Source organism: Pontibacter silvestris, assembly GCF_020907275.1.
Taxonomy (GTDB): Bacteria; Bacteroidota; Bacteroidia; order Cytophagales; family Hymenobacteraceae; genus Pontibacter; species Pontibacter silvestris.
Genome location: NZ_JAJJWI010000003.1, coordinates 229,403 through 254,715, shown reverse-complemented (window position 1 = coordinate 254,715; position 25,313 = coordinate 229,403). Strand labels below are relative to the sequence as shown.

The window sequence follows — 25,313 nt, the reverse complement described above, 5'->3', positions numbered from 1 at the left end:
TAAAAAGTATTATTATGAAACGCAGTTTATATATTTTCTTATTGTCGTGCTCAATGGTTGCCTGTACAGACGAGCTTGACCAGGTTAACCCAAACGTTTTAACAGAAGAAACTTTCTGGAAAACTGAGAATGATGTCTTATCAGCATTAGCAGCTACTTACAAAACATTAAGAGTGCAGGAAAACGGTTACTGGGCTGTTAGGGGAGTTGAACTAACCAATGGCAGAGGCGACGACTTTTTTATCAGAAACGACGTAAAAGATCTGTATCAACTATCTACCTTTACCAATAACCCTACTACTGGTACTCCTTCTAACTTATACGCAACTGCTTACATGGGTATTTTTCGTGCTAACCAAGTAATTGAAAATACGCCTAATGCAGACATTCCAGATGAAGCAAAAGCAAATTTTATTGCAGAGGCCAAGTTTTTAAGGGCGCTAAATTACTTTCACCTGGCAATTAACTTTGGAGATGTACCTCTTATCACATCCGTTCCTCAGGTAAGAGAGGATTATTTTGTAAAACAGTTGCCGCAGGCAGAAATCTGGGCCCTGGTAGAAAGCGACTTACAGGATGCGAAAGCCGTTCTGCCAGTTTCTTACTCAGCAGAGTGGGTAGGACGTGCCACACAGGGAGCTGCTATTGGTTACTTAGGTAAAGCTTATGTGTATCAGGAAAAATGGGCAGAAGCAGAAAATGAGTTTAAACTGTTAGCGCAACCTGATGGCCGGCCTCAAGCCCCTTACAACTACGATTTGCTGGAGAATTACGAGCAGAATTTCATGAAGGAATATGATAACAACAAAGAGTCGTTGTTTGAAATTCAGAATCAGAACGTTGGAGGTTCTCAACCCTGGGCAGGAGAAAATGCCAACGAGTCGCAGGGGGTAACTACAGCGCAGGAGTTTGCTCCAACAGAAGTGGGAGGTTGGTTTGAGGCTTTCCCTACAAACAAAATGTTTAATGAATTTCAGGAGGAGAAAACAGTTGATGGAGATTTTGACCCTCGTATGTATGCCTCTATTGTGTGGGACTACCCGGAAGCAACTTTTTATAAAAAACCATATAGTGAGTTTGAAGAAGTCTTTGGTTTTAAGTCCAGAATAAGGAAGTATCAGAACTGGCGCGACGAAAATGAGGGTATATGGATTTCTGAAATTAATGAAAAAGCACTTCGTTATGCTGACATTCTATTGATGTATGCTGAGGCGCTAACCATGCAGGGTAGAACAACAGAGGCTTACCCCTTGGTTAACAGAATCAGGAACAGAGCTAATCTGGCAGATTTGCCTACAGGATATTCTCAGGAGCAAATGATGGCTGAAATTCGCCACCAACGAATGGTTGAGTTTTTCCGTGAAGGCTTAAGGTTCTATGACCTGAAACGCTGGGGACTATTGGAAGAGGAGATTGCCAACAGTGATAAGGAAGGGCGTGAATTCTTTAACCTGGCAAGGCACGAATACTTCCCGATTCCGCAAAATGAGCTGAATACAAACCCGGAAATTGAGCAGAATCCTAACTGGTAAGCCAGCCTAGACATCAGTTAAAAATAAAACTAGCCTTTCATACTCCCTGTTGTATAAACCAGCTTTGGAGTGTGAAAGGCTAATTTTTTCTCTTGTAGTATTGTCTCTATTCCTACTGAATAGGGCATGCAATATTATAACAGCAGAATAAAAAAGTCTTAAGGCAGGCTCTTTGCTTTGGCAATAAGAAGCTTTCCGTTAAACAATGCTGAAAAAAAGGGACAATGAGAGGTATGGCAGAGCTTTACTGAATATAAACCTTACTTGTAAAAGAAAATAAAACCAAACTTAACCTTTCAAATTTGCCAACCGTCTACACTGCCCCAATTTTATGTATAAGCATGACAAAGAACTAAGCGGTCATGCTTTGAACTGATATAGCTATGGCCACTGGCATAGCTACAGGAGAAAAATACCTGTCAGTATATTGTATAAGTTACTACCAAGACGTCTGTCACGTGTCCTGTACTATCCTGATTTGATAAATATTGTTATATTGATTTATAATAAAATTTTCTGGCAGCTGTTTATACAGCATTATCAACCGTCGCTGGCTTAAGCTGCTGTTTCTGTTTGTTCATCCAGAATGGTGCTGTTGAGAACCAGAGCAGTGTGCCTATAAACATAAGCGTTTTATGAAAGCTTAGTTCTATTATTCCAGCAAACACCAGAAAAGAAGGTACCACAGTCAGAACTAATCCGATTAAAGAAAGTAGTTTTAAGATGGTTTGCATACGATAAATGTTAAAGGTTAGGTTAGTACTCTACTTTTTTTAAGCCACTAGCTGAAACAGCTACGGCAGGCTGATCAACTACCTTACGTTGATACAACTTGCTTAAAATGATGTATAATGCTGCGGCCACAAACCATCCGGGGAGTCCTAAAAAGAAGATTTCAATCCCTTGATAGAAATTAAGGAAAAGACAAAACAACAAAGTAGCCACCCATGTTACGCCGGCAGCCACATTAAAAGATGAGTTTGTAACACTGGCATAGTTACTTTTCAGGTTTAGCTTTGGAATAACATAGAAGTCAATAAAGATGATCGCGCCCATTGGCATCAGAAGCAGTCCGTATAAGGCTACAAAATCAAGTAATCGCATTACTAAAGCAGGGAAAAAAGCAGCAATAGTTGTTACTAAACCTACTAAAAGTGTAACCTTCCATCTCTTAACCTGGGGAACAATAGATTGAACAGCCAGGCCTGCACGGTAAATAGTTGGGTTAGCTGTTGTCCAGCCCGCAATCATCACACACATAGCTCCGGCAATTCCGGCACTGCTGTAAGCTATAGGGCCAGGAGGAATCTCACCACCTGCAGCGGCACATAAGATACCGGAGGAAACCCAGGCTAAAACGTGCCCTATGAACATACCTGTAACGGAAGCAAAGCCATGGTACCATTTTTTTGCATACCTTAAGATAGACAAGTCGCCCATGCCAATATGCATAGCCGCATTAGCAAACCAGGCAAAGAAAGTAACATGCCAGAACGTAAACTTGCTATAACCTTCTACCGGAACACCTGTCCAAATTTTAGTCTGGGCTACTTCCCAGAAACTACCTATAGAAGTAATCCCTAAATCAGGCATAACGGCAAAGGCAGCAGCTATAAAAATCAGCACCATCCATGGAGCACATACATTGGCAAACTTAGAGATTTGTTCATATCCTAAAATAGCAACAGCCGTGATGACCATGCCAACAAAAAGTACCGTTACAATCCATCTAACGCTATTAGGGTACCAGTCGTCCAGACCTGGCATGGCAATATCAAAAGGTATTCCGACTGCCGTGGCTGACACAGCAATCATAGAGCCAGCCAGGAAACAGAACATGAGCGCATTCACAATATTATATCCTGATACTAGGTACCTACCGCATATTTTTTCTAATTGGTAATAAAGTGTTAGCCTTGCTTTAACAGCTATCGGAGCACAAAGAAGCGCCCAACTTAGCACAGCAAGTAAATTGCCTGCTAATAAACCCAAAAGAAGGTCTGAAGCACTAACGCCGTGTATAACAAACAAAGGGCCGATCACAAACTCAGTACCCGCAATGTGCTCTCCGGCATACATGCCAATAAAGCTCTTCAACCCCTTTAGTTTACTACTTGGAACTGGCTCTCGCTCATATTCATTAATTGAATCCAGTTGCTGTGCTAAGGCTTTCTTCATATTATTTATTGTTGTTTGCGTTTTGGTAAAGCTTGTTTTAACAGATTAGCTTAATAGTTAAGAATTTTAGATATTATTAACTAACATTAGTTTACTTTATAAGTCATATTTTCTCAAGTTTAGTGCAAAGGGCTTGCCCTTTGGATTGTTGTCATAACATTAGATGTAAGATGCATGCTTTAGACTTTTAGTACCTGATAAGCTGCACTAGTACATTCTTCAGAACAACAGATAATATTGTTAGATGTGTAAGCTAATTATAATAAAGTGGAATAGTGTCCGGTGGTATCCTGTATAGTTAGCTGTGCCTGCCGTCGGTTCTGCTTTAAAAGAGGCGCTGAGACACAGGATATAACAGGATGGAGCGCCAGTTGATAAGCTGTACTTTTGTTTAAAGATGATTCTGCTCCTTAAGATCATACTATGATGTGAAGAGGAGTTCTATTATTATGTAAGCTAACTAATGATAGTTAATAAGTGAATAAAATTTTAACAGAACAGTTACTTACCATGATATAAACATCAATTGAAATAAATATATGAGTGCCTAAGGATTATAGGTGTTTTAGCCAATGTAATTAAAATCTTTATTTATGAGAAGTAAGAAACCGTTATGGCTGCTAAAGAGTAGCTTGGCTTTTATTCCGTTAGCTTTATCAGGAGCTGTTCTGCCTCAGGAGGTATTTGCCAGTTCAGCCGTTGTTTCAGCAAGGTTTTTTGACTGGAGCATCTCAGGTAAAGTCACTTCCAGTACAGGCGAACCGCTACCTGGAGTAACAGTGCTTCTAAAAGGAACTACCAACGGTGCCTCTACAGGTCCTGATGGTTCATTTTCTTTATCAGTGCCGGAAGCACCAGGAACACTGGTTTTTTCTTTTATCGGTTTTACGACACAGGAAAAGTCTTTCTCCGGGCCAGGAGCCGTAAATGTAACTCTGACAGATGATACAAAAGCACTGGATGAAGTAGTGGTAGTGGGCTATGGAACTCAGAAAAAAGCAAATATAACCGGTGCAGTGGCCACCATGGATGCCGAAAGATTAACTGAGCGGCCTGTAGCCCGGGTAGATCAGGCGTTAGTTGGGCAGATGGCTGGTGTAAGGGTACAACAGACAAGTGGAGTGCCTGGCAGAGGGTTTAGTATACAGGTCAGAGGTACAGGCTCGATTACTGCTAACAATGAACCTTTGTATGTGATCGATGGGTTCCCGTTGGCAGTGCAGCCTCAAAACTCTGGAGGCGGCTTTTCGAGTGGCAACCCTTTAGATAACATCAATCCAAACGACATTGAATCTATACAGGTACTAAAAGATGCATCTGCGGCAGCTATTTATGGCTCTAGGGCATCGAATGGTGTTGTCTTGATCACTACAAAGAAAGGAAAGTCCGGCAAGGCCAAAATCAGCTTTGGGACTTATGCTGGAATAAATAAAACAGCTAAGAAGTTAGATGTTCTGAATGCGGATGAATGGATAGATCGGGCTATAGAAAGTATAAACTACAACTGGGTACGTTCCGCACCAGGCAGAACAACAAGTCAAACAACCGAAGAGCGCCGGGAAATATTAGGACTGCCAGCTGGTTCAGTAAATAGGAACTACATGATTGATGAGCGGTGGCTTCAGCCGGGACATCCGGGCCTGGAGTTTGTTGACTGGCAGGATGAGTTATTCAGAACAGGAGTCGTTCAGAATTACCAGCTTTCCGCCAGTGGCGGTACAGATGCTGTTAGCTATTATGTTTCCGGAGATTATCTTGATCAGGAAGGTGTAGCCATAGGCTTGGATTATAAAAGATATACTGCCAGAGCTAACGTGGAAGTAAAAGCAAACGATAAATTGAGGCTAGGCATCAATATTTCACCTTCTTATTCTATAACAAACGACCCTGGTGTAGAAGGAAAAGACCAGCAAATGCACCTTGCTGTGTCTATGCCGCCAGTTGTAGAAGCAAGTGCCGGGGTGGAGACTGGTGTGGCACCCAACAACGTTTATACTTGGGGGCCATCAAGGGTGAGCCCTGTTGCTGTGGCACGGGAAGCACTGGGTGAAACTAAAATTTTCAGAACCCTCGGCACGATATACGGGCAGTATGATATCTTACCTGGACTTTCGTTTAGGACAACCTTCAACCTGGATCATGCAGATGGCACTACTGAGAGTTGGCTTCCTGCTAAATTAGCTATAAACAGAAACACCACTGGTAGCCTCGTTGGTTACCGCAGGCAGACTTTTGTAAACGAAAATACCCTTACCTACAATCATTCATTTGCGGGTGTACATCATTTTTCAGCGTTAGCAGGGACATCGTATAGTAACTACACATTCGATAGCTGGCGACTGAATGGGGCTGGGTTTTCCTCCGACGAAATTCCGACGCTGAATCAGGCAACTTCCTTTACAGGGGCAAGTAACAAAACCAGAAATGTCTTGATCTCTTATTTCGGTAGATTACAGTACGACTACAATGATCGTTATTTACTCTCTGCATCTATCCGCCGGGATGCATCTTCTAGGTTTGGAGATGAGACGCAATGGGGTATATTTCCTTCGGCTTCCGTAGGCTGGAGAGTTTCCCAAGAAAGTTTTATGCAGGACATAACTGTCATAAATGAGCTAAAACTACGGGCTAGTTGGGGAATTGCTGGTAATAACGGTGTTGGCGACTACGATGATATTTCCCGCTTGCAGGTGGCCAACTATTCACTTGGAGGAACATTGACAAATGGACAGGTGCCACAGAACTTCCCAAACCCAAGATTAGGCTGGGAGGAGTCTGAAACCGTGGATATTGGTTTGGACTTAGGGCTTTTCGGAAACCGAATCTTTTCTTCATTCGATTACTATACCAAAACGAACAGGGACCTTTTGCTTAACATACCTGTTCCTACAGCTTCTGGCTTTACAACCGCTCTTACTAACATCGGAAGGGTTGTTAACAAAGGATGGGAAGCTGAATTAACTAGCCATAACTTGACTGGAGCCTTTGAATGGAACACGAGCATCAACTTTAGCCATAACGAAAACGAAGTAGAGCAACTTGGGCCTAACAATACGCCTATTCCAGGTGGTGACTGGGACATAAATCATAACCTTTTGATGGTTGGTCAGCCCATGTATAGCATTTGGGTAGTACATCAGGTAGGGCTTTTGACACAAGAAGATATTGAATCAGGTTATCCTTTATATGGGAACCAAGAGCCTGGAGATCCAAAATATCTGGATGCGAATAATGATGGACAAATTGATGCAAATGACCGTGTGCTTTCAGGGCATCCTAATCCAGACTATGTCTGGGGTGTTACAAACACCTTTAGATACAAGGGCTTTGATCTGAATGTGTTGGTGCAGGGGCAATGGGGAGGTAAGATATATTCTACCTTCGGCCGTGCAGTTGACAGAACAGGTATGGACTTTATAGATAATACATTGGGCAAGTACCGTGATCGGTGGAGATCACCTGAATATCCTGGTGATGGGGAAACACGGAAAGCCCCGTCAAGCTTTGGGCGCATTAAAAATACAGACTGGCTTTATCCTTCAGATTACTGGAGAGTCAGAAATATTACCTTAGGATACAATTTGGGGGGGGTATTAAAAAGTAACTTTATAAGTGGAGCAAGAGTGTATGTAACAGCTGAAAACTGGTTTGGGAAGGACAAATACACAGGTGGGTTCAACCCGGAAGCAGTTAATAATGGAGGTGATGACTATGGCTCATTTCCATTGTCTAAGTCCATGATAATGGGGCTTAATCTCACGTTCTAAGTCTTCTAAAATTCTCTGAAAATGAAAAAGATAAGTGTTGTTTTATTATCGGTCCTATTGCTAGGAATAAGTGCCTGTGAGGATGATCTGGATCAGGCACCAATATCAGATGCAAGTGCTGCTAACTTTTACCGTAACACAGCTGACTTTCAGCAGGGTGTAACAGGAATTTATAACGCGTTAACAAATTACCCGGTCAGGAGGTTTAACCTATCAGAAGTAAGATCTGACAATATATTTGCTCCGGGAGTATCTGGTGTGAGAGATTGGAACCCAGTGAATAATTTTGAAAAAACACTAGAAACAAATCCCCTCATTATAGAAGCCTGGAACACTAACTACAATGGTATATTAAGAGCCAACACAGTTCTTGATAAAATAAATGAAACTGCAGTACCAGATGCCACAGTAAGAAGCAGGCTAATTGGTGAAGCCAAGTTCCTGAGAGCGTTTTACTATTTTGATCTGGTAAGGTTATTCGGAAGAGTACCTCTGTTCGACAAAACTGTGTCCCCTGATGAGGCACTAAGTATACCTCGAAGTCCTGTAGCAGATGTGTATCAATTAATCATTTCGGACTTGGAAGATGCCATTGCGAATTTGCCAGAATCGTATGATGCTTCTAACAAAGGCAAGGCAACATCCCACGCTGCCAGGGGGATTTTAGCGCTCGTTCACCTGACGCGGTCAGGACCACAGCTACATCCTGATGGCCCAACGTTGGGTTTAAACGAATATGACAGAGCACTTACCCTGTTGAATGAAATTATTAACAGCGGGCAGTATTCATTTGTGAATGATTATGCCAGCATTTTCTCTTATACCAACGAGAACAATCCGGATATAGTGTTTGATGTGCAGGCTGTAGGCGGTAATGCAGGTGATGTAGGAGTAGGGTCTATATTACCAACAGAAATGTATGAAGAACCGTTTGCACGTGCCATAGGGATTCCCTTCGCTGGCGGAATACCTATAGATGGACCTAAAGCTCCCTCTGATGATTTGCTAAACTCATTTCAGGAAAGTGATGTTCGGGATGACTTTAGCATCCTGCCATCTTATACTGATCCAAACGGGGCACTGGTTAATCGTGCTCAATTCGTGAAGTTTCTGGATGTGAGCAAAGCTGGCGTAGATCGGTTTAACTGGCCAATAAATTTTCCAGTTCTTAGGTATACTGACGTACTGCTGATGAAAGCGGAAGCTATACTGATGAGCGGAGCAGGTGGTAGTCAGAATGAAGTAGATGGAATTGTTAATGATGTAAGAGCCAGGGCAAACCTTGATCCTGTGTCTAACGTCGATATGGACATGCTTCTCGCCGAAAGAAGACGTGAGTTTTTGGCAGAAGGTCTTCGCTGGCATGACCTTGTAAGAACAGGAAAGGTTATAGATGTGATCACTGCCTGGGATGCTGTGGAAGATGTTACGAATAAGATGAGCCCTATTACAGTTAATGATATCATTTATCCGATTCCACAGACGCAGCTTGATGTTAAAGAAGGGCTATATGAGCAGAACCCCGGATACTAAACAAAAAGTCTTCTATGTATAGGAGAATCGACTTTAATGAAAGGAGCGGGCATGTTGGTTCGCTCCTTTTTTCATTGATGTATAGATAACCTTTAGTATACTCTTACTAAGAGCATCAACATGTGGAAGAAGTAAATAAGAAGCAGGTAATCCTTTGATACACGACAACGAGCCAAAACCGGATAGCACAGGATGATTTATTTAAGAGTACTTATTTACTTGGGAATCACTTCAAGTAAAGTGGTGAATTGAAGCCTGATATTACTCGTTCAGTCATACAGTTCTTTCGTGTAGGCTGGCAGGTAACAGAAACAAGAGAGCTAACTGTTCTCTTAAATTTTAATTATATAAGATCAAATGTCCAGAATAGCCAAACAAGTATTTGCCCTCATCGTTCTGCTCCAGACTTTTTCTTATGCTGTGCAGGCGCAAACCTCAGTAGGAAACTACCAGTCAGGTTTCCGAAAGCAGGGGAATGAAATCTATTTCACAAACACCAACGCGGATGTAAAGCTGGAGTTCATGACACCTGACATGTTCCGGGTAAGGGCTAACTGGGATAGAAAGTTTCAGCCAAATGAGCCTTACATGGTCGTGAAATACGGCTGGCCTGCGGTAGCTGTGCAAACTTCAGAACAGGCCGACCATTTCCTTCTTAAAACTGATAAACTAGACATTAAGATAAGTAAGGCTCCCTTTGGTATAGCCGTTTATACAAAAGACGGTAAACTGCTTACTTCCGACGCTACTGCTGGAAATGGCTTAACAAAAAACGCTGAAGCTGTTGGAGTCACTAAACAGCTAATGCCTGACGAGCACTTCTTCGGCTTTGGCGAAAGAATGGACTTCCTGGATCAGCGGAACAAGAAACTAAAGATGAATGTAGGAAGGGGGAAAGGTTTGCCACACCATGTAGGGGCATATAACGTACTGGAAGCAAACTACTCTCCGGTGCCTTTCTTTATGAGCACCCGTGGTTACGGCATTTTCTTCCATACAGCCTATCCTACAGAGTGGGATATGGGCATGAGCAACCCGGAGAGCTACAACTTTAAAGCTGAAGGAGGGGAGTTGGACTATTACTTCATGTACGGGCCAACCTTCGCGTCGCTCCTGGGGAGTTATACTTCGCTTACCGGAAAATCACCGCTTTTGCCTGAATTTGCACTTGGCCTGCATGTAGGCACCTATAGCGGTGGCACCTGGGGACACGAAGAAGATACCTCCGACCAATATGTAGTGGAGCTAGGGCGTAAGTTCAGGACATATGGCATACCAGCTGATATTCTGCACCTGGACTCTACCTGGCGCATATTTGGGAAGCAGGGAGGCAAAGGAGCTACCTCTTTTGAGTGGCGTCCGACTTTTAAAGACCCCAAGGGCATGTTCGACAGTCTGTATGCCATGAACTACAAAATGGTGGGCTTGCACCTGCGGCCGCGCTTCGATGATGGCAATCAACTTAACCTGCTGGCGATGGCGCAGGAAAAAGGATTTGTTTATCCGGAGCAAAACAGCCCCGGCGAGTTTGTTAATTTCTTTGACCAGAAAGCCGTAGACTGGTGGTGGAACAATGGCGTGAAATTAATTGCAGACCAGGGAGCTATGTTTTTGAAAACAGATGAAGGAAGTGCCTTCGGAGCCCTGGCAAACGAAAGCGAAAAAGTGGGGCCGACAGGGGAGGACATTAAGTGGAAACATAACGTTTTCCCGGTGATCTATACCAAAGCCTCTTATGAGAAGTTCCAGGAGCACAATGGCATACGGGGCATGGCTCACACCCGCGAAGGCTATGCAGGCATTCAGCGCTACCCGTTTATATGGGCAGGCGACTGGCCAAGCGAATGGCAGTATTTTGCTCCTGTAATCAAAGCCGGGCTCAACATTGGGTTGTCTGGTGTAAGCAACTGGTCGCACAACATGGGTGGTTTTGAGCATGTGGCCGATCCAGAGCTGTATATCCGTTGGGTGCAGTTTGGTATGTTTAGTCCCATTGCGCACCTGCTGGGCATGGAGCATCCTACCTACAAGGAGCCCTGGAACTATGGCGAGGACGCCTTAAGAAACTTTAAGAAGTACGACCTGCTGCGTTACCGGCTAATCCCTTACATGTACAGCAATGCCTATAGCAACCATACTACTGGTGTACCACTTATGCGTGCCCTGGTGCTGGAGCACCAGAATGACCCCAACGTGTATGATGTAACCGATCAGTATATGTTCGGGAATAACCTGTTAGTGAACCCAGTTACGACGAAGGGAGCCAAAACACGTACGGTTTACCTGCCCGAAGGCACCTGGTTCAACTACTGGACAGGTAAGCAATACAGTGGTAAGCAATATGTACACGTACTCACACCGCTGGATACCATTCCGGTATTTGCCAAAGGCGGAGCTATTATCCCGATGCAGCCAGAGATGAAGTATTTTGGTGAGAAGCCGGTGAACACGATTACGCTGGATGTTTTCCCGCATGGTTCCTCTAAGTTTGAGCTTTACGAAGATGATGGCAAGAGCCTGGACTACAAACAAGGTGAATATGCCATTACAGAAATAAGCTCTGATCTTTCTACCTCAGGTCTGAACCTTGTTATTCAAAAGCCAAAAGGGAAGTACAAACCCACCACGCATAACTACTTGGCTAAAATCCATTGGAATGAAGCGACAGCTCCTGCGGGTATTACTGAAAACGGAAAAAAGGTGTCAGCGGCAGCAAACGCAGCCGCCCTGGAAAAAGGAGCAGGCTGGTACTTCGATGTACAAAATAAGCTTCTCTGGATTAAAACAAAGCGTTCTAATAAAGACGACATCAACCTAACGGTGAAGCTGTAAGAAAGTAGCAAGGAGTGAAGGCTTAATTTGAATGGAGGCAGTTATACTATTGGGCTTATGAAGGGTAAAAGAATCAGCGCATTTTTCTTGATGTTGTTGGTGGCATGCCAGTCGCAGCATGTCTCCAATACCAGCGTACTTTCATTTACCGAAGGCAAAGCCGATCATCAGCAAACTGCACAGGAGAAACCTCAGGATAAGCTAACTATAGCGCGCCCGTTGCGCTACAGGCCGCAGGGCTCTGACTTTGTGATTGTAAACGGTACAAAACGCTTTAACCGGGCCTTGTATGGTACAGGCACGGCCTTTAGAGTAGAAACAGGAGACCTGCCGGAGTTCCTGATGTATATGCCGAACAAAGGCGGCAACCTGAAAATGGGTATTGCAACCGCTGAAGGCAATAAATGGCTGATAGATGCAGCCCACATCAAAGCCATCTACAACCCGGGTGCCATGCGGTACGAGATCAAGGATCCGCTGCTGGGGGAAGGACAGTTGAACCTCCAGGTACTCGCTATGGCTGATGCCGAGGGCATGCTGGTTTCGCTGGAAACAACGCCTGATATAAAACCCTTCGAGCTGATTTGGACGTACGGCGGTGCCAGTGGACACAGACCAGCCAGAGATGGCGACATTGGTGCTGATCCTGAAGAAGGCTTCTACCTGTATCCGGAACATGCAAAGGGAAATGTGTTCGAAATAAAGGATAATACCTTTCTGCTGGGCTTTGAAATCGGGAAGAAGAACGCAGATAATTACGAACAAGACATAACAGGAGTAGAAGATAAAGGAGCACAGATTTATGGTATAGCTGCCCCGGGTACTAGTCTGAAAATAGGAGATGCCAATCAGCAAGACTCTCCCAAAACCTTGTGGCAATCTGGTAAGTCTGACCTGCCTTTGGTAGTAGGCAGCAAAGAGTTGAAAGGAAACCAGAAAATTTATTTTGGCCTTCAGAATAACCTTAGTGCAAAACCTAAAACATATCAGGAACTGCCGGATGCGTTCAGCAAGGCAGATGAAAAGCGAAAGAAGATAGCAGGGCAGGTAAAGATTAAAACTCCTGACCCCTATTTAAATACATTGGGTGGTGCTTTGAGCATTGCCGCTGATGCCATCTGGGACGGGCAGAGCTATATGCATGGTGCCATTGCCTGGCGTATGCCGCTGAACGGCTGGCGCGGTGCTTATGTGGCTGATGCCTTAGGCTGGCACGACAGAGCACGAACCCATTTCCGGGGCTATAGCGATGCACAGGTAACGTCACCTGAGAGCGGGCCTGTAGTGCCTGATCCGGAAAAGAACCTGGCAAGGCAGAAAGAGGAGATAGGGATTTCACTTTACACGGAAGGCTATATCTCCAGAAATCCAACTAAAAAGAAGGTAGCGCACCACTACGACATGAACATGGTGTTTATCGATGAAATGCTCCGACACTTCTTATGGACAGGGGATAAAGCCTACGTACAGGAAGCCTGGCCTATCCTTGAGCGGCATCTGGATTGGGAGAAGCGGAACTTTGATGCAGACAATGACGGGCTTTACGATGCCTATGCCAGCTTTTGGGCAAGCGATGCGGTGCAGTACAGCGGAGGTGGCGTTACTCATTCATCCGCCTATCATCATTTTTCCAATAAAACGGCCGCGCGGCTGGCAACCCTTATTGGCAAGGACCCAAAGCCTTACCAGCAGGAAGCTGATAAGATAAAAAAAGCGTTAAACGCTACGTTGTGGCTATCAGACAAAGGCTGGTACGCGGAATACAAAGACCTGCTTGGTTTGCAAAAGCTGCACCCGGCGGCAGCTCTCCTCACGGTGTACCATACGCTGGATTCCCAGGTGCCGGACCCTTTTCAGGCGTACCAGACGCTACGTTACGTAGATACACAAATTCCGCATATCCCAATACTAAATTCTGACCTGCCGGATGAAAACCTGGTAACACTTACAACTTCTAACTGGATGCCTTATACTTGGTCGGTGAACAATGTGGCGATGGCAGAGGTGGCACATACTGCTCTGGCTTACTGGCAGGCAGGTCGAATAGAGGAAGCAAACAGGCTGATGCGTAGCATATTGATAGAAAGCATGTACATGGGGTCCAGCCCCGGTAATTTACAGCAGCTTTCTTATTACGACCATTACCGTGGCGAGCTGTACCGCGATTTTGCCGATGGCATTGGCATCAGTTCACGTGCCTTGGTAGAGGGAATGTTTGGTATAGTACCGGATGTGCTGGCCGGGGAACTGGAGATTCGTCCGGGATTGCCAGCCGGTTGGAACCATGCCAGTCTCGAAACGCCAGATATTAAGTATGCTTTCAAGAGAGAAGGAAACAAAGAAACATATACAATAGAGCCGCATTTTGATAAGCAGCTAAAGCTGAAATTCAAAGCAGCTGCTCAAAAGGATAAAGTAGCTGCTGTAACTGTAAACGGACTGTCTGTAAAGTGGGCTAACTATGCTGAAGTGGTAGGGACGCCCCAGATTCTGATAGAGCCTGAAGTTGCTGACAAGTATGAGATAGTGATCAGCTGGAGCGGCGAAAGCCCTGCGAAAGCAAAGTATACACCAATTGTAGCCAAAGGTGATGAGGTAACCCTTGCTTTAGGCAAGGCAGAAGTGCTGGAAGTAAATGATCCTCAGAAGATAATAGCTAACTCAAGTCGCAATAAACATGAACTGAAAGCCAGATTAACTGGCGGCGAAGGGCACCATACTTTCTTTGTGCGTACCAGGCAGGGTGACTTGAACTGGTGGCAACCTGTTGATGTGGAACTGCGAGCAGCATACAAGTTAGTGGCTAAATCCGGTGCTGATGCGCACGTTATACTTCAGAATAACACGTCAACTGCCTTTGATAAAGAAGTGACGGTTACAGCGGGTAATTTCTCAAAGAAACTGAAGCTACAAGTGAAGCCATATGGGGCTTCTGAAGAAATAACTATACCCACAGCTGCTCTGCTGCCAGGCACGAACAAAGTCGTGCTGAAAGCAGGAAGTGAAAGTATAGCCACAGCAGAGCTGACAAACTGGGAACTTTCAACGCCAGAGGGGCAGGGGGCACTGCTGTATGAAACAGTTGATCTAGCTGACCACTTCAATGATAAAGTAACGCAGATTTTCAAAAACGAATACCTTGCGCCACGTCCTGCCGTTGCTACGCTTCAGCTGCCTAAGCAGGGAATAGGCAACTGGTGTTACCCATTGGTGACGGCAGAAATAGATGATGCCGGTTTGCGGGCTAAAGCAGGCGAGGCTGGCATTGTGGTACTGCCAAATGGCCTTCCCTTTAAGACCACAGGTACAAGCGAAGGAAAGAACATCCTCTTTACCAGCCAATGGGACAATTACCCTGATCAGGTGGCGATTCCACTACAGGGGAATGCCTCACATGCTTACCTGCTGATGGCGGGTTCTACAAACCCCATGCAGTCACGCTTTGACAACGGTGAAGTAACAGTTAACTATACCGATGGCACACAGGATAAACTGGTGCTGCGTAACCCGGAAACATGGTGGCCCATAGAGCAGGACTATTACATCAACGATTTCTCTTTTGCTGTCGAAAAGCCAAAGCCGATGCGGGTACACCTCAAAACAGGGGAAGTACTGACGAACTTTGATTATGCTGACATCAAAGGCTTTGCCTATGACAGCTATATTCCCGGAGGCGCAGCAACGGTATTGGATCTGCCTTTGAACCCGGAAAAAAAGTTGAAGTCTCTGGAAGTAAGAGCGCTGGCGAACGATGTGGTGATTGGGTTGATGGGAGTGACGCTCGTAAGAATTTAATCCTGGAGCAACAGGTATAAGGTTATCTGCCATAAAGCAGGATATAGCAGGATAATCATATACCTAGCGAACAGTAGCTTTATGTGCAAAGTATGTAGAACCTGATTCTCTTAAAGCCTCTGTTTATGATAAGAAAGCGTAGCCTGAGCCTTTCACTGATTTTAGCAACCGGTTTCCTGTTAAGCCTGACTCCACAACAAAACAAGCCAAATATCATTATTATCCTGGCTGATGACATGGGGTATTCTGATATTGGAAGCTTTGGTTCTGAAATTGAAACGCCTCACCTGGATGCGATGGCAGAGGGTGGGCTTAAAATGACACAGTTCTATAATGCCTCCCGTTGTTGCCCTACACGCGCTTCCTTACTTACAGGCGTATACCCACATCAGGCGGGGGTAGGTCACATGGTAAACGAAAGAGAGCACCCTTCTTACAGAGGTATGCTGAGTGATGAGTGCATTACCATTGCCGATGCTTTAAAAGAAAACGGCTACACCACATTAATGGCAGGTAAATGGCATTTGAATGCCCGGAAAGAACACTGGCCGGTAAAACATGGGTTCGACCGCTATTTCGGACTGTTGGACGGGGCAAACAGTTACTTCGGTAATCGCCCTTACAGGCCAAACCAAAAACTAACCTACGCGCTGGACAATGTCCCCTACACACCTAAAGAAGGCTTTTATGCCACTGATGCCTACACCGACTACGCCTTGAAGTTTATAGAAGAGGGAAAAGAGAAAGGCAAACCCTTTTTCCTGTACCTGGCTTACACGGCACCACACTGGCCCTTGCATGCTTTAAAAGAGGATATTGCTAAATACAAGGGACGGTACATGAAAGGCTGGGACGTATTGCGTAAAGAGCGTTTCAGACGTATGCAGGAAATGGGAATTATTGGTCGTGAAGTAAAGCTTTCACCACGTGACGAAAACGTGCCGGAATGGGAGTCGCTTTCGGAAGAAGAAAAGAGAAGGTGGGATGAGAAAATGGCTGTTTATGCAGCTATGGTCGATCGCATGGATCAGAATATAGGCCGGATCAGGCAAAAGCTGAAAGAACTTGGAGAGGATCAGAATACCATTATCATGTTTCTGTCAGACAACGGGGGAAGCTACGAAGCCATTGATGGCAGGGGATTTACTGCTGAAATTCTGGAGGCGAGTAAAATGCCATCCAGTAGCCCGGCTTCTTTTACTTCTTACGAGTATGAGGGAGCCAATGTAAGTAATACTCCGTTCCGTAAGTTCAAGCGCTGGGAACATGAGGGAGGTGTATCTACTCCTTTTATCGCTTATTTTCCGGGTACTATCAAACTAGGCAGTACCAGTCAGCAACCAGCCCACATCATCGACCTTATGGCTACCAGCCTTGATCTGGCCGGGGCTTCTTATCCTGCAACTTATAAAGGAAAATCCATTAAACCGATGGAAGGCTTAAGCCTTGGGCCGTTGTTCAATGGTCAGAAGTGGCAGGGGCATGAGGCTATTTTCTTCGAACATGAGGGAAACCGAGCCGTCCGGCAGGGCGAATGGAAACTTGTGTCTATATATCCTGAAAATGAATGGGCACTCTATAATATGAAAACAGACCGGACAGAGCTACATGACCTTAGTGCCCGTTATCCGGAAAGAGTAAAGGAAATGGAAAAGCTTTATGAAGGCTGGGCCGCACATGCTAATGTCGTGCCCTTTGCAGAACTTGTTAAGCTAGATAAACAGCGGAAGAGTAAATGAGAAATACAGTTCTTTTATTAGTGTTGATGCTGGCGCTCTGGGCGTGCAAGGACCAAACGCAGGAAGAGTTGCCGCTGGAGCAGGTTCCGGTGGGGATGCAGTATATTCCGGGAGGTACTTACCTAAGACCTGATGGAAAGGAACAAAAGACTGTAGAAGTAGAAGGCTTCTTGATAGATCAACATCCTGTTACGGTAGCTGATTTTCGGAAGTTTGTGAAGGCAACAGGTTATAAAACAGATGCAGAGAAATTTGGCGACGCCGGGGTCTTTGACACAAATGCACAGGGCTGGCGACTTGTACAAGGTGCTTGTTGGGAGTATCCTTTGGGCAAAAGCAGGCCCAAAGCAGTAGATGACCACCCGGTAACACAAGTAAGTTGGAACGATGCTATGGCGTATTGTAAATGGGCAGGAAAGCGCCTGCCTACTGAAAAGGAGTGGGAGTATGCAGCTCGCAGTAACGGCAAGAAAAGCACCCGCTATAGCTGGGGAAATAAACTGGTAGAAAATAACCAGTACAAAGCGAATGTATGGCAAGGTAAGTTCCCGGAGAAGAACAGCGAACAAGACGGCTATACTTATACGGCACCTGTGGGAGTCTTTGGCAAAACAGGCCACGGCCTTACAGATATGGGCGGTAATGTCTGGCAATGGACTTCTGAGATTTATGCAGAAGCAGGACAATCCGTAAACCCTGATATTAAGCTATTGAAGGGAGGTTCCTTTATGTGCGATTCTACTTTCTGTCATAACTACCGTATTGCAGGTCGCACTTCCTCCTCCCGTGAAACGGCGCTTTTTCATACTGGTTTTCGATGTGCCCGGTCTATTTAAACCAGGGGCGGTAGTCAGGCAGGGAATAACAAGTTTAGGAGTTGAAAATATGCAGCGATTTGCTTTCAAAATGAAGTTAAGGCCCGGATGCGAGGCAGAATATAAAAAGCGACACGATGAAATATGGCCGGAACTGGCGCAGCTTTTGAAAAAAGCAGGCATAAGCGATTACGCTATTTTTCTGGATGAGGAAACCAACACGCTCTTTGCTGTGCAAAAGCAGAGCGGTGCATCGTCACAGGATTTAGGCAGTACAGCAATCGTGCAGAAATGGTGGGCTTACATGGCCGACATCATGGATACCAACCCTGACGGCTCACCGGTAAGTGTTCCTCTAAAAGAGGTTTTTTACCTGGAATAAAGCTAAGCAAATATTATGTAGTAAGTTCCTGCAATCAGTCGGGGTTACCAGTTTGCTAAAAGTTAGTATTAATTAGCCTTTAATCTCATGATACATAAATTCAAGCTTTTTTCTGCACTTTTACTGTGCGGCACTATACTAACAAACTGCCGTCAGTCGAAGGTGCCAAATGCTGTCGCAGACAAGGCAACAGCAGAGCAAATACAAGCTGTTACAGTTTGGCCGGAAGTAAAAAAGGAAACCCGCCCCTGGACACGCTGGTGGTGGATGGGAAACGCCGTGGACGAAAAAAACATTGAAAGGCTGCTGAATGAGTATGCATCGGTAGGTATTGGTGGTGTGGAGATAGCGCCTATCTATGGAGCTATTGGCTACGAGAGCAGGTACATTGACTTTCTTTCTCCTCAGTGGATGAACATCCTTAATTTTACCACGGAAAAAGCAGGTGAGTATGGTATGACTGTTGATATGACGCAGGGGACAGGCTGGCCATTTGGTGGTCCACAGGTAAAGCCCGAATATGCTGCGTCTAAACTCGTAGTGCAAACCTATAGCCTGAAAGGAGGGCAGGCTCTGAAAGAAAATATAGTCGTGAAGGACCCAAAGCAACGGGAAGTAGGTGCTGCACTACAGGCTGTAATGGCTTATAGTGACAAAGGCGAGATTCTGAATTTAACGGATGAGGTAAACCAGGATGGAAAACTGGGCTGGATGCCAAAATCAGGTAACTGGACACTATACGCTGCTTTTAACGGAAAAACCAGGCAGATGGTGAAAAGAGCAGCACCCGGAGGTGTAGGCTATACGCTGAATCACCTTTCAGAAGATGCGGTAGAGGCGTATCTAAATCGTTTTGACAGTGCTTTTGAAGATCAGAACTACGGTGTCAGAGCCTTTTACAACGATAGCTACGAAGTATACGGGGCCGATTGGTCGCCGGAGTTCTTCGATGCGTTTCAGGAGCGCAGAGGCTATGATTTGCGCCAATACCTGCGTGAGTTGGTAAGCGAAGAGCATACTGAAACAGTTGCCCGTATAAAGGCGGACTACCGTGAAACCATGGGCGAAATGCTTCTTGATAATTTCTATAAGCCATGGAATGCGTGGGCACACAAGCGCAACAGTATCACCAAGAATCAGGCGCATGGCTCACCTGGTAACTTACTGGACTTATATGCAGCCGTTGATATACCAGAATGTGAAACCTTCGGCTCCAGCTACTTTCCTATTCCTGGCCTGCGCCGCGATAGTGCCGATGTACGCAACGTGGATCCTGATCCGATCATGCTAAAGTTTGCTTCTTCGGCTGCGCATGTGGCCGGTAAGAATTTAGTGTCCAGTGAGACTTTTACCTGGCTTGGGGAACATTTTAAAACCTCTTATTCCCAAATGAAACCAGAAGTAGAACAGGTGTTCCTTTCAGGGGTTAACCATGTCTTTTACCATGGCGTTACTTACTCACCGGAAGATGTAGTCTGGCCGGGTTGGCTGTTTTATGCTTCACTCAATTTAACACCTGCCAATAGTTTATGGCCGCAGTTTAGCGGGTTTAACAACTACATTACACGCGTACAATCTGTGCTGCAATCAGGTAAAGCAGATAACGAAATACTTGTTTACTGGCCGATCCATGATGTATGGAGTAAGCCGGAAGGCATGGAGATGCTGATTAAGGTACATGATATTGATGAGTGGCTTCACCCGACACAGTTCTATAAGCAGTCTAAAAGATTGATGGAGGCTGGTTATTCACTTGATTTCGTTTCAGATAAAATGCTGCAGGATGCCAGCGTGGATAGGGGCCAGATTATGACTGCTGCATCAGCTCCGGCGCATAAAGTGTTGATTATTCCGCAGAGTAGGTATATGTCCGTCTCCACGTTTGAGCGGATAATTGAACTTGCAAGACAAGGTGCAACGGTCATAATAGAAGAACTGCCAGCCGATGTGCCAGGACTAAACGATCTGGAGGGAAGAAGACAACAGCTGAAAAAACTGAAGGAAGCTTTAGCTTTCACAGATGCAGGTAACGGCATCAGGCAAATGAAAACAGGGAATGGAGAGATTTTGCTTTCAAAGGATGTGCAGCGAGCGCTGGAGTACAAAGGAATACAACGTGAAGCCTTAACTGACACTGGGCTTAAATTTACCCGGCGACAGATAGAGAATGGCAAGTATTATTACTTGGTTAACCATTCGCCTAAAACCATCGATACAACTATTCCTTTAAATATGGCTGCATCTGCTGTTGTGCTGATGGATCCACAAAGCGGCAATACCGGGCTGGCCATCTCTTCAACAGTAAATAACAAAACAAATGTACGGGTACAGATGCAGCCAGGAGAGGCACTTATACTTCGTGCCACTACAAATCAGACCACTGATCTGCTGTCGTGGCAATATCTGGAAAATGCTGGTGCGCCTATAGAAGTGCAAGGCAACTGGATGCTACGTTTTACACAGGGAGGCCCTGAATTACCTGCTGAGCAAAAGCTGGATGAATTAAAATCCTGGACAGAACTTTCGGACAAAAATGCAGAAGCGTTTTCGGGTACTGGTGAGTACTTCATCACGTTTGATGTGCCTTCTAAAAAAGCGGATGAATATATACTGGATTTGGGTACAGTAAACGAAAGTGCCAAAGTATGGATTAATGGTCAGGAGGTAGGTGTTTTGTGTGGAATTCCGTTTCAGGCAAGAGTAGGACAGTATTTGAAAACAGGAAAGAACACACTAAAGGTAGAAGTGGCTAACCTGATGGCTAACCGTATACGTGATATGGACCAGAAGAATATAGAGTGGAGAAAGTACCATGAAATAAACTTTGTAAACATAGACTACAAACCTTTCGATGCTTCGGTATGGAAACCTATGCCATCTGGTTTACTAGGTCCGGTAACTATCACGCCTTATAGTACCTCTGCTAGCAAAGTCACTAGTTCATTATAAACCGCTCCCAAACTAGCAGGTATTAATACTTTTTTACAATTATGGAGAATATTATAAAATAGAGGGGAGGTTCTATTCCTCTATGAAAGAAAGATACTATGAACGTAGCGCATAAACTCCTTTAGTTAAAGAAGGTAAACGGTTACCTATCCAAGCCTTTATGTTTAAAGTTAGCTTCATGTATGCAGGAATAATAGCTGCAGATTACATTTAACCCGCTTTAGTGTTTGAATTGCCCCTGTCATTTATGCATCTCAGTAAAATATTTTTAACTACTGTTTGTTAGTTGATAAATTTATTGTATTTTTAAATTCATTCTTGATTAAGGATAACTTAAAAACAAGTGTAACATGAAGATTGGTGTTTATAACATAAGATGTAATGTGGAGACTCTGATTTAAAAGAATAGGAATATTTTTTTTCCGATATGCGCAATCGATTGCGCATATCGGAAAAAGGTAAGTCATCTTTATTGGATTAGGCAATAGGCTATTATGATAAATTTTCCTGCTACAGCTATTGCATGATAAAGAAAGATAAGTTTCATGTTCTTTTAACTTATATAACACTTGGGAAAGATAAGTTATAGTGCCTCTTGAATTCAAAAAAATATTATGTGTCAGCTAATAAAGTACAAAACCTATACATATGAAGAAGAATATGCATTATGCTCGTTATGTTTTATGGGCATTACCCTTATGGGGAGTGGGCCTTCATTCAGCGCAGGCTGAGTTAAAGCATTTTGCAGGGTCTGATAATCATGTAAAAGCTGGTTATAACAGGACAGAGGCTGTTTTATTGGAATCTGGTATTTACATGAGTGGCCTTAGGCAGTCTGATGTTCCGGTAAGTGGTAAAGTAACAGGGGAAAACGGAGAGGGCCTTCCAGGAGTTACAGTACAGTTAAAAGGTACCACAAGGGGTACTGCTACAGATTTGGAAGGTAATTTTACACTTCCTGTTCCCGATGGAAAAGGTACTTTGGTTGTTTCATTTATTGGGTATACAACACAAGAAGTTGCTGTCAATAACCAAACTTCAGTTAACGTGTCTTTAAGCCCCGATACGAAAGCTCTCCAGGAAGTGGTAGTGGTTGGCTATGGTACACAAAGCCGGAATGATCTTACTGTGTCAGTAGCAAGTGTGGAGGGGGAGGCAGTTGCCGAAAGAGGCACTGTAAGCCCATTGCAGGCTGTGCAGGGGCAGGTAGCCGGTGCGGATATTTCGGCTAGTTCTGGCCGTGCAGGTGCCAGTTACAACATCCAGATACGCGGTGCTAACACTTTGTCAGGAAATACTTCTCCGTTATATGTAGTAGATGGAGTTATTACAGACAACATTGATTTCCTTAACCCGCAGGACATTGCAAAGCTGGACGTGCTGAAAGATGCAGCCTCTACTGCAGTATATGGTTCACGTGGTTCTAATGGTGTTGTTATTGTAACAACTAAGCGTGGAACAGGGGTAAAAGGAGGCACAACAATATCTTATGATGGTTATGTAGGTATACGGCAAAATGCTCGTATGCCAGATTTTATGAATGGTGATGAGTTTTGGGAGTACAGGCAAAATGCCTATATCACACCAGAACTATTAAAAAGCCCTGTCGGTGATTATGAGACTGTAATACAGAACCAATTGAATAGGAGCCCTACGCTGGCAAGAAGAGTAGCTAACAGAGAATATTTCGATTGGCCTAGCTATTTGCTGCAGACAGGAATACAGACTAACCACTGGCTAAACGTTTCTGGAAACAGCGGGAAAGGCATGCAGTATGTTATAGGAGCCGGCTACCAGAAGGAAAAAGGGAACCTTTCTAATGAAACATTTGAAAAATATAACCTGAAAGCAAGTATTGACCATAAAATAAATGAGAAGTGGTCTGCAGGGTTAAACTTTAACTTGTCGCTTTCTGAACGCGAGCTAGGTAGCGATTTGGCTATCACGAATGCTTATCGTATGTCTCCTTTAGTGTCTCCGTACGATGAAGAAGGAGAGCTTGTCTTTAGACCGGGACAATACGATAATCTTGGCTTTACCAGTTCCGTAAATCCGATAATAGATAATGAGAATTCTGAAAATAATACAAGAACTACTTTTGGCTTAGGTAACATCTATCTTCAAGTGGCTCCAGTAAGCTGGCTAAATGTTAGAACAACCCTTTCGCCTAACTTTAGGAACTCACGGCAAGGCCGTTATTCAGGTTCGTTAACAGAAACACGCGGAGGCCAGCTGGCATCCGCCAGTCTGGAAAACGCGTCAAGGTTTGGTTATATATGGGATAATGTACTTACCGCAAACAAGTCTTTTGGGGAACATGCTTTTTCTTTTACAGGGCTTTACAGCATGCAGTATGATCGTATAGAAGCCAGCGAGATTATAGCAAACAATTTACCGTTCAACTCTTCATTTCACAACCTGGGAACAGCCTCAGACAGGACTGTAGGAAGCGGTTTTGAAAAGTCCACCATATTATCATACATGGTCAGATTAAACTATTCATTTAAGGATAAGTACCTGGTAACCTTAACTACTCGCTGGGATGGTTCTTCCCGACTTGCAGCGGGAAATAAGTGGAGTTCATTCCCTTCTGCTTCTTTTGCATGGAGGCTTTCAGAAGAAGATTTCCTAAGAAGTTCAGGGTTGGTGTCTGACCTTAAGTTACGTTTAAGTGCTGGTATTTCGGGTAATAATAATGGAGTAGATCCATATGGAACACTTGCTAACATTAGCTCTCCGCTGCAATATGATTTTGATGGCAGCCTTGCGTTAGGTTACAGATCTAATAACCTGGTAAACCCAGACCTTACGTGGGAAAAAGCCCGCGAATACAACATAGGTGTTGACTTTGGCTTCTTTAATGGGCGGATTTCAGGTTCGATTGATGCGTATGACAAGCGCTCCAACGGTTTAATTCTGGAAGTAGAACAACCAATAGAGTCCGGGTGGGAGAGTGTGTTTGCAAACGTAGGAGCTGTCAGAAACAGGGGTGTTGAGGCTGTGCTTCGTACGGTAAACATTTCAAATAATGATTTCTCTTGGTCTACTAATTTCACCTTCGCTCATAATAAAAATACTATTCTGGAATTGTTGAATGGTGAAGAGGATATGGTTGGTAACGGTTGGTTTATAGGGGAGCCTGTTAACGCAAACTACAACTATGCATTTGATGGTATCTGGCAAGAGAGCGAGCGGGAACTGGCACTGGAATATGGACAGTTGCCTGGTCAGGCCAGAGTAAAAGATTTAAATAATGATGGTGTTATTAACAGTGATGACAGAACTATCATAGGTAGTTCTAATCCAAGCTGGACAGGTGGCTTCTCGACTAACCTTGTCTATAAGCAGTTTGATCTTTCAGCCGCATTATTCACAAGGCAGGGGGTCCAGGTTGTAAGCCCTTTCCACAACGAGTTTCTGAATCTGGCTGACAGAGGGCGTACGAAGCTTAACGTAAACTATTACATGCCGGAGAACACGGTTACACAAGCACGTGAATCAAATGAGTATCCGCAACCAAACAATGTTGGCCAGTACTGGAGCGAGATAAGAGCTTATAAAAACGCTTCTTTTGTGAAGGTACAGAATATCTCTTTAGGTTACACCTTCTCACCTGATCTGCTGCAAAAGCTAAGAATTAAGAGCACAAGAGTTTATGCAAATGTTCTGAACCCATTTGTCTTTACAAAATATGATGGTTTTGACCCTGAATATGCTAGAGAAAGCCTAGTTAACAGTGGTACCAGTAATATTACTTATCAGTTCGGAGTTAATCTGAAATTCTAATTAGA

12 protein-coding genes are annotated in these 25,313 nt (G+C 44.4%); 10 read left to right on the top strand and 2 right to left on the bottom strand.

Going from position 1 to position 25,313, the window contains the following annotated elements; all coding sequences use genetic code 11:
• The first annotated feature begins 14 nt into the window (after positions 1 to 14).
• Positions 15 to 1,532, top strand: a complete 1,518-nt coding sequence (locus tag LN995_RS04145; RefSeq protein WP_229958646.1) for a RagB/SusD family nutrient uptake outer membrane protein — start codon at positions 15 to 17, stop codon at positions 1,530 to 1,532.
• Between the two features lie 527 nt (positions 1,533 to 2,059).
• Here the strand turns inward: LN995_RS04145 and LN995_RS04140 are convergent.
• Positions 2,060 to 2,266 carry a hypothetical protein gene (locus LN995_RS04140; protein WP_229958644.1) on the bottom strand — a complete coding sequence of 69 codons (207 nt, stop codon included), beginning with the start codon at positions 2,264 to 2,266 and terminating at the stop codon, positions 2,060 to 2,062.
• A gap of 22 nt (positions 2,267 to 2,288) precedes the next feature.
• Positions 2,289 to 3,710, bottom strand: coding sequence for a purine-cytosine permease family protein (locus tag LN995_RS04135; protein ID WP_229958642.1), 1,422 nt, complete (start codon positions 3,708 to 3,710; stop codon positions 2,289 to 2,291).
• A gap of 593 nt (positions 3,711 to 4,303) precedes the next feature.
• Here LN995_RS04135 and LN995_RS04130 point away from each other — a divergent pair.
• The 9 genes from LN995_RS04130 (at position 4,304) to LN995_RS04090 (ending at position 25,308) form a co-directional block, all read left to right on the top strand.
• Positions 4,304 to 7,477: a SusC/RagA family TonB-linked outer membrane protein gene (locus LN995_RS04130; RefSeq protein ID WP_229958640.1), complete on the top strand. Its 3,174-nt coding sequence runs from the start codon at positions 4,304 to 4,306 to the stop codon at positions 7,475 to 7,477.
• A 21-nt stretch (positions 7,478 to 7,498) separates the two neighbouring features.
• Positions 7,499 to 9,010, top strand: coding sequence for a RagB/SusD family nutrient uptake outer membrane protein (locus LN995_RS04125; RefSeq protein ID WP_229958638.1), 1,512 nt, complete (start codon positions 7,499 to 7,501; stop codon positions 9,008 to 9,010).
• Positions 9,011 to 9,367: 357 nt separating this feature from the next.
• Complete coding sequence (locus tag LN995_RS04120) at positions 9,368 to 11,842, top strand: glycoside hydrolase family 31 protein (RefSeq protein ID WP_229958636.1); 2,475 nt, start codon at positions 9,368 to 9,370, stop codon at positions 11,840 to 11,842.
• Positions 11,843 to 11,899: 57 nt separating this feature from the next.
• Positions 11,900 to 15,637 carry a DUF4450 domain-containing protein gene (locus LN995_RS04115; RefSeq protein ID WP_229958634.1) on the top strand — a complete coding sequence of 1,246 codons (3,738 nt, stop codon included), beginning with the start codon at positions 11,900 to 11,902 and terminating at the stop codon, positions 15,635 to 15,637.
• A gap of 125 nt (positions 15,638 to 15,762) precedes the next feature.
• The gene (locus tag LN995_RS04110) at positions 15,763 to 17,376 is read left to right on the top strand and encodes an arylsulfatase (RefSeq protein ID WP_229958633.1); all 1,614 of its coding nucleotides are present in this window, start codon (positions 15,763 to 15,765) and stop codon (positions 17,374 to 17,376) included.
• Positions 17,373 to 18,212, top strand: a complete 840-nt coding sequence (locus tag LN995_RS04105) for a formylglycine-generating enzyme family protein (RefSeq protein ID WP_229958631.1) — start codon at positions 17,373 to 17,375, stop codon at positions 18,210 to 18,212. The genes LN995_RS04110 and LN995_RS04105 overlap by 4 nt, the downstream gene beginning before the upstream one ends.
• 49 nt (positions 18,213 to 18,261) lie before the next feature.
• The gene (gene rhaM, locus LN995_RS04100; protein ID WP_229958629.1) at positions 18,262 to 18,573 is read left to right on the top strand and encodes an L-rhamnose mutarotase; all 312 of its coding nucleotides are present in this window, start codon (positions 18,262 to 18,264) and stop codon (positions 18,571 to 18,573) included.
• An 87-nt stretch (positions 18,574 to 18,660) separates the two neighbouring features.
• Positions 18,661 to 21,522 carry a glycosyl hydrolase gene (locus LN995_RS04095; protein ID WP_229958627.1) on the top strand — a complete coding sequence of 954 codons (2,862 nt, stop codon included), beginning with the start codon at positions 18,661 to 18,663 and terminating at the stop codon, positions 21,520 to 21,522.
• 648 nt (positions 21,523 to 22,170) lie between these two features.
• The gene (locus LN995_RS04090) at positions 22,171 to 25,308 is read left to right on the top strand and encodes a SusC/RagA family TonB-linked outer membrane protein (RefSeq protein ID WP_229958625.1); all 3,138 of its coding nucleotides are present in this window, start codon (positions 22,171 to 22,173) and stop codon (positions 25,306 to 25,308) included.
• Positions 25,309 to 25,313 lie beyond the last annotated feature (5 nt).

Bases quoted from the DNA above. Each gene is read 5' to 3' on its own strand.
- LN995_RS04145 (WP_229958646.1), top strand. From the start codon at position 15: ATGAAACGCAGTTTATATATTTTCTTATTGTCGTGCTCAATGGTTGCC.
- LN995_RS04140 (WP_229958644.1), bottom strand. From the start codon at position 2,266: ATGCAAACCATCTTAAAACTACTTTCTTTAATCGGATTAGTTCTGACT.
- LN995_RS04135 (WP_229958642.1), bottom strand. From the start codon at position 3,710: ATGAAGAAAGCCTTAGCACAGCAACTGGATTCAATTAATGAATATGAG.
- LN995_RS04130 (WP_229958640.1), top strand. From the start codon at position 4,304: ATGAGAAGTAAGAAACCGTTATGGCTGCTAAAGAGTAGCTTGGCTTTT.
- LN995_RS04125 (WP_229958638.1), top strand. From the start codon at position 7,499: ATGAAAAAGATAAGTGTTGTTTTATTATCGGTCCTATTGCTAGGAATA.
- LN995_RS04120 (WP_229958636.1), top strand. From the start codon at position 9,368: ATGTCCAGAATAGCCAAACAAGTATTTGCCCTCATCGTTCTGCTCCAG.
- LN995_RS04115 (WP_229958634.1), top strand. From the start codon at position 11,900: ATGAAGGGTAAAAGAATCAGCGCATTTTTCTTGATGTTGTTGGTGGCA.
- LN995_RS04110 (WP_229958633.1), top strand. From the start codon at position 15,763: ATGATAAGAAAGCGTAGCCTGAGCCTTTCACTGATTTTAGCAACCGGT.
- LN995_RS04105 (WP_229958631.1), top strand. From the start codon at position 17,373: ATGAGAAATACAGTTCTTTTATTAGTGTTGATGCTGGCGCTCTGGGCG.
- rhaM (WP_229958629.1), top strand. From the start codon at position 18,262: ATGCAGCGATTTGCTTTCAAAATGAAGTTAAGGCCCGGATGCGAGGCA.
- LN995_RS04095 (WP_229958627.1), top strand. From the start codon at position 18,661: ATGATACATAAATTCAAGCTTTTTTCTGCACTTTTACTGTGCGGCACT.
- LN995_RS04090 (WP_229958625.1), top strand. From the start codon at position 22,171: ATGAAGAAGAATATGCATTATGCTCGTTATGTTTTATGGGCATTACCC.